Below are 9,696 nucleotides of genomic sequence, written 5' to 3'. Positions count from 1 at the left end.
TGCGCGTCAGCGGCTCGTCCGCCGCCCGTGCCCCCGCGCCGGACGAGCCGCTGACGCGCAAGCTGTACCGCAGCGCGGACGGCCGTCTTCTCGGCGGAGTGGCGCGTGGTCTCGCCGGGCATCTCGGGCTGCCGGTCGTCTGGGTGCGGCTCGTCTTTCTCGCCCTCTTCCTCTCCCAGGGCCTCGGCGCGCTGCTCTACGCCGTCTTCTGGATCGTCGTACCGCTCGGCGTCGGCGGCACGGTCGTCGAGTCGCGGTCCCTCTTCGAGATCAGCCCCGACGGCAGGCGCCGGCTGCGCAAGCCGGACAAGGGCCAGGTCTTCGCGCTGATAGCGCTGGTGATAGGCGCCGCCATCTTCATCGGCAACGTCAGTTTCGGCCGCAGCCACGCCGACCGCTACATCTGGCCGCTGCTCCTGACAGGCGCCGGGGTCGTCCTGGTCTGGCGGCAGGCCGACAACGCGCGCCGTGCCCGCTGGACCGAGGTGGGCCGCCGCCGAAGGCTCTTCCAGCTCGCGCGCACCCTCGCGGGAGTCGCCCTGGTCGGTCTGGGCCTCGCCGTCTTCATGGTGGTGCGCGGCTCGGCCGCCCAGTTCGGGAACGTACTGACCGGGGCCATCGCCGTCGTCGCCGGAGTCGCGCTGCTCGCCGGGCCCTGGCTCGTCCGGATGACACAGGACCTCTCCGAGGAGCGCCTGATGCGTATCCGCGCGCAGGAGCGCGCCGAGGTCGCCGCGCATGTCCATGACTCCGTGCTGCACACCCTCACCCTGATCCAGCGCAACGCCGACGAGGCGGGCGAGGTCCGCCGGCTCGCCCGCGCGCAGGAGCGTGAGCTGCGTGCCTGGCTCTACAAGCCGGAGGGCCGGGGCAAGGACGAGCAGGACGAGCCCGCCACCCTCGCCGAGGCGGTGAAGCGGACGGCGGCCGAGGTGGAGGACCACCACGGTGTGCCGATCGAGGTCGTGGTCGTCGGCGACTGTCCGCTCGACGAGAAACTGGCGGCACAGATGCAGGCCGCACGCGAGGCAATGGTCAACGCCGCCAAGTACGGTGGCGAGGGGGGCGCGGTGCAGGTCTTCGCGGAGGTGGAGGGCCGGACGGTCTTCCTCTCCGTACGGGACCGCGGCCCCGGGTTCGACCTGGACGCGGTGCCGGCCGACCGTATGGGCGTGCGGGAGTCGATCATCGGCCGGATGCAGCGGAACGGCGGGACGGCGCGGCTGCGTTCGGTTCCGGGCGGCGGCACCGAGGTCGAGCTGGAGATGGAGCGGGCGGCGGACGGATGACCTGCGGCCCGCGCGAGGACCAGGACCATGATCGGGACGACGAGGGGCAGAGACCATGAGCGAGGGCGTGCAGGCCAAGGGCTTTCCGGCGGACAGCGGCGGCGGCCCGGCCGGGGACGACCGCCGTGTACGGGTCGTGCTCGTCGACGACCACCGGATGTTCCGTACCGGCGTGCAGGCGGAGATCGGCCGTACCGAACAGACCGGTGTCGAGGTCGTCGGTGAGGCGGCCGACGTGGACCAGGCGGTCACCGTGATCACGGCGACCCGCCCCGAGGTCGTGCTGCTCGATGTCCATCTGCCGGGCGGCGGCGGTGTGGAGGTGCTGCGCCGCTGCGCGCCGCTGATGGTGGCGGGCGAGAATCCGGTGCGCTTCCTGGCGCTGTCGGTCTCCGACGCCGCCGAGGACGTCATCGGGGTGATCAGAGGCGGTGCCCGCGGCTATGTCACCAAGACGATCACCGGCGTCGACCTGGTCGACTCGATCTTCCGTGTGCAGGAGGGCGACGCGGTCTTCTCGCCACGGCTGGCCGGCTTCGTCCTGGACGCGTTCGCGTCGACGGACGCGCCGCCGGTGGACGAGGACCTGGACCGGCTCACCCAGCGGGAGCGTGAGGTGCTGCGGCTGATCGCGCGGGGATACGCGTACAAGGAGATCGCCAAGCAGCTCTTCATCTCGGTGAAGACCGTGGAGTCGCATGTCTCGGCGGTCCTGAGGAAGCTCCAGCTCTCGAACAGGCATGAGCTGACGCGGTGGGCGACGGCACGCAGGCTGGTCTGACGGAGACGCGGTTGCGGGGCGGGCAGCGCGTGGTCCTGGGGCTCGGTCGCGGAGGCAGGGGTCCGAGGGCACGGTCCTTGAGGCGGGTCCCGAGGCACGGTCCTGGAGATGCCGGCGCAGGGGCCTACGAGCAGTGCCACTGGGTGACGTACGTCTTCTCCTGGTGCTCCAGCAGGCCGCGCACGCACTCGCCGGGCGCGGTGTCGAGTGTGCCGCCCAGCTCGGCCCGCCCGCCCCGGGTGCGCCGCGTCCCGAACCAGCCCGGGAACGCGACGATCCGGTCGTCCTTGCGCTGATAGCCGAGGCGTACGGCGGTGCCGGGCCGGTCCTCGTGCTGGACGTACCACGTGGTGAACCGGCCCGCACCACCGATCGGGCCCTCGACGCAGAGCCGGCCGCGGGAGAGGTCGCCGCAGCCCCTGGGCGTCACACCCACCGGGGCCAGGACGAAGAGCGCGCCGACGGTCAGGACGGACGCGCTGACGGCGGTGGCTCGTCTCACGGCTTCCCCTTCACGGCCGAGGGCATACTGCAGCTCATCGTGGCGTGAAGGAGGAGACACGGCACCCGGGGATGGTCCGTCCTGGTGACGCGGGCCGGATGGCGGCCTGTGCGGGCCGGGTGGCGCTCTACGCGGGCCGCGCGGCGCCCGCGAACGGCATCTGGTCGATCGGCGCCAGCCGGACCGCGGAGCCGGGCCGCGGGGCATGGATCATCTGTCCGCCGCCGACATAGATCCCGACATGGCTGACGCCGGAGAAGAAGAACACGAGATCGCCCGGGGCGAGCCGGTCGCGTGTGACGCGCTGTCCCGCGTTGATCTGTGTGTACGTGGTGCGGGGCAGGGAGACGCCCGCCGCGCGCCAGGCTGACTGGGTCAGCCCGGAGCAGTCGAAGGCACCGGGCCCGCTCGCGCCCCAGACGTACGGCTTGCCGAGCGCCCCGTACGCGAAGGCGACGGCCGCCGCAGCGCGTGAGCCGGACGCCCCGACCGCGCTCCCGGGCGCCGCGCCGGGACCGTACAGCCCGCCGCCCTGCCCGCCCTGGCCGTCGTCGCCGCCTTGACCGTCCTGGCCGGCCTGGCCGTTCTCGCCGTACCGGGCGCGCTGCGCCGGAGTCAGCCGGTCCAGGAGCCGCTGGGCGGAGTCGAGCTTCCCCTTGATGGCCGACGTGTGGCGGGCCAGCTCGGACCGGCGGGCCCCGAGCTCCGCGAGCCGGTCGTCGGCCCGGCTGCGGAGCTGGGCGATCGCGGCGAGTTCCTTGCGGATCCCGGCGACCATGGTGGCCTGACGGGCTCCGGCGCGCTCGGCCAGCCCGGCGCGTTCGAGGAAGTCGTCGGGTTCGGAGCTGAGGGCGAGCTGTACGGCGGGGCCGAGGCCGCCCGTGCGGTACTGCGCGGTGGCGATCGAGCCGAGCGCGTTGCGCGAGGCGTTGAGCCGGTCGGTTCTGCGGGCGGCCTCGTCGCGCAGCTCCGTCAGCGAGGCCCGTGCCTGATCCGCCTTCTCCTTCGCGCCGTTGTACCGCTCCGTGGCGGCCTCGGCCTGCTCGTACAGGCTGTCGACCTCCGCCTTGACCTGGGCGGCGGTGAGCCGGGGCTCCGTGTGCGCGGGAGCGCCCGAGGCGGCGGCGGTCGCGGCGCCGGCGAGGGCGAGGGTGGCGGCGGTACGGCCGGTCGGGCCGGTGAGCCGGCGCTGCTTGCGTTTTCGGTGCGCTGCCACGAGGGCGTCCACTTCCTTCGGTACGGGTATGTACGGTCCGGGTCGGGCGGCTGGAGTGGGCCGCCTGGGAAGGGACGCTATGGCGCAAGGTCACAGCTCGGTGTCGGCATGGCCGCTATTGGCTGGAGGTGAGGGTTCCGAAGCGCTTTGTGACCGGGATGATCCCGGCGGAACGGTGCCTTTCCGGTCCGACCCGGCCGATAGGGAAAGATGGCCGCACATCACCTGGGAGAGGTGATATGGCGCCCGTTGGGCTCCGGCCATGGACGCACTCGTCAATGTCTTCGTCGCCCTGCACATCATCGGCGTGGCGTCGTTGCTCGGCGGCTTTCTGACCCGGATGAAGGCGATGGGCACCGGCACCGCCCGCTTCGGTCCCGCGATGCTGCACGGAGCGCTGACGATGCTGATCACGGGCATCGTCCTGGTCGGCCTGAACCAGGCCGACGACAACCCCGTGAACAACATCAAGATCGGCGTCAAGCTGGCGGTCCTGGTCGTGATCCTCGCCGTCGTGTACGTGAAGCGCGACGAGGAGACGGTGCCGAAGGGCCTGTTCGGCGCGGTCGGCGGCCTGACACTGGCCAATGTCTTCATCGCCACGCTCTGGACCTGACGGCTCCCGGACCGGCCGGCGCCCCCACACCGGTGCGCGGGCGTCCGGGCAGGTGGGTCAGGCCGGGCGGACGCTTCCGTAGATCGGCAGGTAGTAGATCGACTCCTCGCGGACGTTCGCGCCCGGCTTGGGCGCGTGGATCATCATGCCGTCACCTATGTAGATGCCGACATGGCTGATGTCGTCGTAGAAGAAGACCAGATCACCGGGGAGCAGATCTCCCGTCGCCACGCGCGCCCCGGCCTCGACCTGTTCCCAGGTGGTGCGCGGCAGCTCCACGCCCGCCTCCCGCCAGGCGGCCTGTGTCAGGCCCGAGCAGTCGTACGAACTGGGCCCGGACGCGCCCCAGACGTACGGCTTGCCTATTTGCGCGCGTGCGAAGGCGAGGACCTTCGCGGCCTTGGTGGCGTAGCCGCTGTCGGAGGACCCCGAGCCGGTACCGGTACCCGTTCCCGCCCCGGAATCCGTTCCCGCGCCCGCTCCCGTGCCCGTCGCGGGCGGCTGGGCCTGCTGCTCGCGCGTGCGCTCGGCCTCGGCCTCCGCCTTCGCGCGGGCCTCCTCCTTGGCCTTCGCCTCCGCCTTCCGGCGGGCCTCCTCCTCCTTCTTGCGCTCCAGCGCCGCCAGCCGCTCCTGCTCCGCCGCGGTCAGCCGCGACAGCAGCGCACGGGCCGCGCCGAGCTTCTTCTGCACGTTCTCCTTGCTGGTCCGCAGCGACGCCTGGGAAGCGGTGAGCGACTCCAGGCTCTTCGCCGCCTCCGCCCGCTCCTTCGCCGCCGCGGCCTGCTGCGCCTGGTAGTCGGTCAGGACACCGCGCTGACGGTCCGCCAGCCGGTCCATCATCTGCGTCTGCTCGAAGTACGCCTGCGGGCTGTCGGAGAACAGCAGGGCGGCGGTCTGGGTGAGCCCGCCCTCGCGGTACTGCTCGGCCGCGAAGCTGCCCAGCGTACGGCGGGCCTCGTTCAGCTTGTCCGCGCGCTTGGCGACCTCGTCCAGCACCCGGCCCACCGCGCGCTTCTGCTTCTCCGTGGCTTCCTTGGCCTTGTTGTACTGCTGCGTCGCGCCGCCGGCCTGGCGGTACAGATCGTCGACCTTCTTCTGCACCTCTTCGACGGACGGCCTGGGCTCGGCCGGTGCGGCGTTCGCGCCCTGCGCCGAGAGCAGCGTGACCGAAGCGAGGGCGGCCGTCGTGAGCCCGACGGCGGGGGAGTTGGTGCGTACTCCGCTACGGGTGCGCGACTTGCGATGCGACGCCAAGGCCAGCATCTCCTTCCGTCGAACTTCCTTGGGGAATGTCCGATTTCGGCATGGGCTGCCCGCGCGGCGCGGGTCGCCTTCGGGGTACGGGGGTGCCTGACCGAGCACGCTAGCCAAACTGTGGTCCTCATGTGAAGGCGGATGGTCGAAATGCCCGATACATTTTCGTGACCATTTGCTCATGCGACGGAGGAAAGTGTTTCCGAAGTGTCGCGTGGGGGTCGAGTGGGTGATTTCGTCACACGGTGTGATCGGGTGGAGACTTCTCAACTTTACGAGGCGGGCGCGGGCTGTCAGTCCGGCGGCCTAGACTCGGAGAGCGATGAGCAGCCTCTTTGACGACAGTTTCCTGGCGGACCTCCAGCCCTCCGGTGACGAGCCACCACCGCCGCCCGAGGACCACGACGAGCACGCCCGGGAGGCGGTGCCGGACGACCTCTTCAACGGCGCGTTCGACGCACCGCCGGCGCGCGATCCGTACCACCGCGGCGGCTCCCCGCGCACGGTCGTGGATCTGGCCGCGCTGCTCGAAGGGCTGAACGAGGAGCAGCGCGCGGCCGTCGTGCACACGGGATCGCCGCTGCTCATCGTGGCCGGGGCCGGCTCCGGGAAGACCCGGGTCCTGACCCACCGGATCGCGTATCTGCTGGGCAACCGCGGTGTGCATCCCGGCCAGATACTGGCGATCACCTTCACCAACAAGGCCGCGGGCGAGATGAAGGAGCGCGTCGAGCAGCTCGTCGGGCCGCGCGCCGGTGCCATGTGGGTGATGACCTTCCACAGCGCCTGTGTGCGGATCCTGCGGCGCGAGTCCAAGAGGCTCGGGTTCACCTCGTCGTTCTCGATCTACGACGCCGCCGACTCCAAGCGGCTGATGGCCCTGGTCTGCCGTGATCTGGACCTCGACCCCAAGCGCTATCCGCCGAAGTCCTTCAGCGCCAAGATCTCGAATCTGAAGAATGAGCTGATCGACGAGGAGACCTTCGCCGACCAGGCCTCCGACGGCTTCGAGAAGACGCTCGCCGAGGCGTACCGGATGTATCAGGCACGGCTGCGCGAGGCCAACGCCCTGGACTTCGACGACATCATCATGACCGCCGTCCATCTGCTCCAGGCCTTCCCGGATGTGGCCGAGCACTACAGGCGGCGTTTCCGCCATGTGCTGGTCGATGAGTACCAGGACACGAACCACGCCCAGTACACACTCGTACGCGAGCTGGTGGGCCCTTCCGGCGAGGACCACGATCCGGCCGAGTTGTGTGTCGTCGGTGACGCCGACCAGTCGATCTATGCCTTCCGGGGCGCCACTATCCGTAACATCCTCCAGTTCGAGGAGGACTATCCGGACGCCACCACGATTTTGCTGGAGCAGAATTACCGCTCCACGCAGACGATCCTCAGCGCGGCCAACGCGGTCATCGAGCGCAACGAGAGCCGCCGTCCGAAGAATCTGTGGACCAAGGCCGGCGCCGGCGCCCGGATCGTCGGCTATGTCGCGGACACCGAGCACGACGAGGCGCAGTTCGTCGCCGACGAGATCGACCGGCTGACGGACGCGGGCGAGGCCAAGGCCGGTGATGTCGCGGTCTTCTACCGTACGAACGCGCAGTCGCGTGTCTTCGAGGAGATCTTCATCCGTGTCGGCCTGCCGTACAAGGTCGTCGGCGGAGTGCGCTTCTACGAGCGCAAGGAGGTCCGCGATGTGCTGGCCTATCTGCGGGTCCTGGCCAACCCGGAGGACAACGTTCCGCTGCGCCGTATCCTCAATGTGCCCAAGCGCGGCATCGGGGACCGCGCGGAGGCCATGATCGACGCCCTCGCGCTGCGGGAGAAGATCACCTTCCCGCAGGCGCTGCGCCGGGTGGACGAGGCGTACGGCATGGCGGCACGCTCCGCCAATGCCGTGAAGCGCTTCAACACGCTGATGGAGGAGCTGGGCACGGTCGTCGAATCGGGCGCCGGGCCGGCGACGGTGCTGGAGGCCGTGCTCGAACGGACCGGTTATCTGGCGGAGCTTCAGGCCTCGACCGATCCGCAGGACGAGACGCGCATCGAGAACCTTCAGGAACTGGCGGCGGTGGCGCTGGAGTTCGAGCAGGCGCGCGAGCAGGCCGCCGCCGAGGCGACGGGCGACGGCGGCACGGATGCCGACGCCGGTGCGGCGGACGCCGGTGACGCGGACGCCGATGGCAGCGCCGCTGCCGGTGACGGCGGCGCGGGAGTCGGTGGCGGTGGCGCGGCTGCTGGTGGCGCGGGCGCCGGTGCCGCGTCCGGCACGCTCGCCGAGTTTCTGGAGCAGGTGGCCCTCGTCGCCGACTCCGACCAGATCCCCGACGAGGACGAGGACGGCTCCGGTGTCATCACGCTGATGACCCTGCACACCGCGAAGGGCCTTGAGTTCCCCGTGGTGTTCCTGTCGGGCATGGAGGACGGCGTCTTCCCGCACATGCGCGCGCTCGGCCAGACCAAGGAGCTGGAGGAGGAGCGACGGCTGGCATACGTCGGGATCACGCGCGCCCGTGAGCGGCTCTATCTGACGCGGTCGTCGATGCGGAGCGCCTGGGGGCAGCCCGCGTACAACCCGCCGTCACGGTTCCTGGAGGAGATCCCGGGCCACCATCTGGAGTGGAAGCGGACCGGGGCGCAGATCCCGGCGGGCCCGACGTCCGGGATCGCGTCCTCGCTGTCGGCGGCGTCGGGTTCGGGGTCCTCGCGTGCCAGGTCCGGCGGCCCCGCGGGCTTCGCCACACGGCGTACGACCGACCGGCCGGTGATCTCGCTGGCGGTCGGCGACCGTGTCACGCACGACCAGTTCGGTCTGGGCACGGTGACGGAGGTGACGGGGACGGGCGCGGACGCGCAGGCCACCGTCGACTTCGGGGACACCAAGCCCAAGCGGCTGCTGCTGCGGTACGCGCCGGTGGAGAAGCTCTAGGTCCCGTCCGGGCCCAGGACGCCGGCGGGGAAGCCGGTGGTGAAGCTCTGAGGTCCGAGCCGCGAGCTCGGTCCGGAGCGGGACAGGCGGGTCCGGAGCGGGACCGGCGCGGAGCTGACAGCGGAAAGCCCCTCGGCCTTCCGGTCCCGATGTCGGGTCCGGCTCGGCCGAGGGGCTTTCTCCGTGCTTCGCGTCGCCCCGCGTCGGTCGCGTCCGCCGCCTATGTCGGGTCCAGGCCGTGGCTGCGGAGCCAGGACAGCGGGTCTATCGCCGAGCCGCCGCCGGGACGCACCTCGAAGTGCAGATGGGGACCGGTGGAGTTGCCCGAGTTCCCCGAATAGGCGATCACGTCACCGGCCTTGACCGTACCGGAGCGGATCCTCGTGCTGCTGAGATGGCAGTACCACGTCTCGGTGCCGTCGGCCGCGGTCACGATGGCCATATTGCCGTAGGCGCTGTTGTACTGCGTGCGTACGGTGCCGTCGGTCGCGGCCATCACCGGCGTCCCGTAGGAGACAGGGAAGTCGATCCCGGTGTGTACGGACATCCAGTTGACGCCGGCCTGGCCGTAGTACGCGCTGAGGCCGTGCGCGGCCACGGGAAGGGCGAACTTGGGGCGGAGGGCCTCCTTGCGGGCCGCTTCCGCCGCTCGCTGCTTCCGCTCCGCCTCCTGCCGCTCCTTGAGGTCGATGCGCTCCTGCGTACGGCTGGCGCGGTCACCGAAGTCGCGGGCGTCGGCGCTGAGGGCGGCGAGCTGGGTGTCCAGTTTGTTGTTGGCGGCGACGGGCTTCACCGAGCCGGGATCGGCGGCTGCCGTCGTCGTCCTGGTGTCCTCCTGGGCCTCCTCCGCGCCGAGGCCGCCGACGGAGGCGGCGGCGATACCGGCGACGCCCATCACACAGGCGGAGGGCACGGCGACGGTGAGGAGCGCGGAGCGCTTGGCGGGGGTACGGCGGCGGCCACGGCTGCCGTTTCCGCCTCCGCCCGCCCGGCGTACCGGGCGGGCGGAGGCGGAAACGGCAGCCGTGGCCGCCGCCGTACCCCCGCCAAGCGCGCCGCGCTCCTCACCGTCGCCGTGCCCTCCGCCTGCGTGATGGGCGTCG

General features: G+C 71.1%; 8 protein-coding genes. 4 read left to right on the top strand and 4 right to left on the bottom strand.

Annotation, left to right across the window (positions count from 1 at the left end):
* The first annotated feature begins 50 nt into the window (after positions 1 to 50).
* Both BFF77_RS06745 and BFF77_RS06740 read left to right on the top strand, forming a co-directional pair.
* Entirely contained in the window at positions 51 to 1,289 is a 1,239-nt protein-coding gene (locus BFF77_RS06745) for a PspC domain-containing protein (RefSeq protein ID WP_066944861.1), read from the top strand.
* 55 nt (positions 1,290 to 1,344) lie between these two features.
* Positions 1,345 to 2,070, top strand: a complete 726-nt coding sequence (locus BFF77_RS06740) for a LuxR C-terminal-related transcriptional regulator (RefSeq protein ID WP_066944854.1) — start codon at positions 1,345 to 1,347, stop codon at positions 2,068 to 2,070.
* 124 nt (positions 2,071 to 2,194) lie between these two features.
* On the opposite strand, the gene BFF77_RS06735 is transcribed toward BFF77_RS06740, so the two are convergent.
* Together BFF77_RS06735 and BFF77_RS06730 are read right to left on the bottom strand one after the other, a co-directional pair.
* The gene (locus tag BFF77_RS06735) at positions 2,195 to 2,572 is read right to left on the bottom strand and encodes a hypothetical protein (RefSeq protein WP_079124893.1); all 378 of its coding nucleotides are present in this window, start codon (positions 2,570 to 2,572) and stop codon (positions 2,195 to 2,197) included.
* Positions 2,573 to 2,699: 127 nt separating this feature from the next.
* Positions 2,700 to 3,788: a C40 family peptidase gene (locus BFF77_RS06730; RefSeq protein WP_066944858.1), complete on the bottom strand. Its 1,089-nt coding sequence runs from the start codon at positions 3,786 to 3,788 to the stop codon at positions 2,700 to 2,702.
* Positions 3,789 to 4,050: 262 nt separating this feature from the next.
* On the opposite strand from BFF77_RS06730, the gene BFF77_RS06725 reads away from it, so the two are divergent.
* Positions 4,051 to 4,404, top strand: a complete 354-nt coding sequence (locus BFF77_RS06725) for a hypothetical protein (protein WP_066944849.1) — start codon at positions 4,051 to 4,053, stop codon at positions 4,402 to 4,404.
* Positions 4,405 to 4,461: 57 nt separating this feature from the next.
* On the opposite strand, the gene BFF77_RS06720 is transcribed toward BFF77_RS06725, so the two are convergent.
* Positions 4,462 to 5,658: a C40 family peptidase gene (locus tag BFF77_RS06720; RefSeq protein WP_066944857.1), complete on the bottom strand. Its 1,197-nt coding sequence runs from the start codon at positions 5,656 to 5,658 to the stop codon at positions 4,462 to 4,464.
* A gap of 322 nt (positions 5,659 to 5,980) precedes the next feature.
* On the opposite strand from BFF77_RS06720, the gene BFF77_RS06715 reads away from it, so the two are divergent.
* Entirely contained in the window at positions 5,981 to 8,593 is a 2,613-nt protein-coding gene (locus tag BFF77_RS06715; RefSeq protein ID WP_066944846.1) for an ATP-dependent DNA helicase, read from the top strand.
* Between the two features lie 220 nt (positions 8,594 to 8,813).
* Here BFF77_RS06715 and BFF77_RS06710 read toward each other — a convergent pair.
* Positions 8,814 to 9,696 (bottom strand): M23 family metallopeptidase (locus BFF77_RS06710; RefSeq protein WP_141698372.1); only part of this gene is annotated, 883 nt, incomplete at its 5' end.

Source organism: Streptomyces lushanensis (assembly GCF_001700515.1).
Classification (GTDB): domain Bacteria; phylum Actinomycetota; class Actinomycetes; order Streptomycetales; family Streptomycetaceae; genus Streptomyces; species Streptomyces lushanensis.
This window is presented reverse-complemented; position numbering and strand designations above follow the sequence as displayed.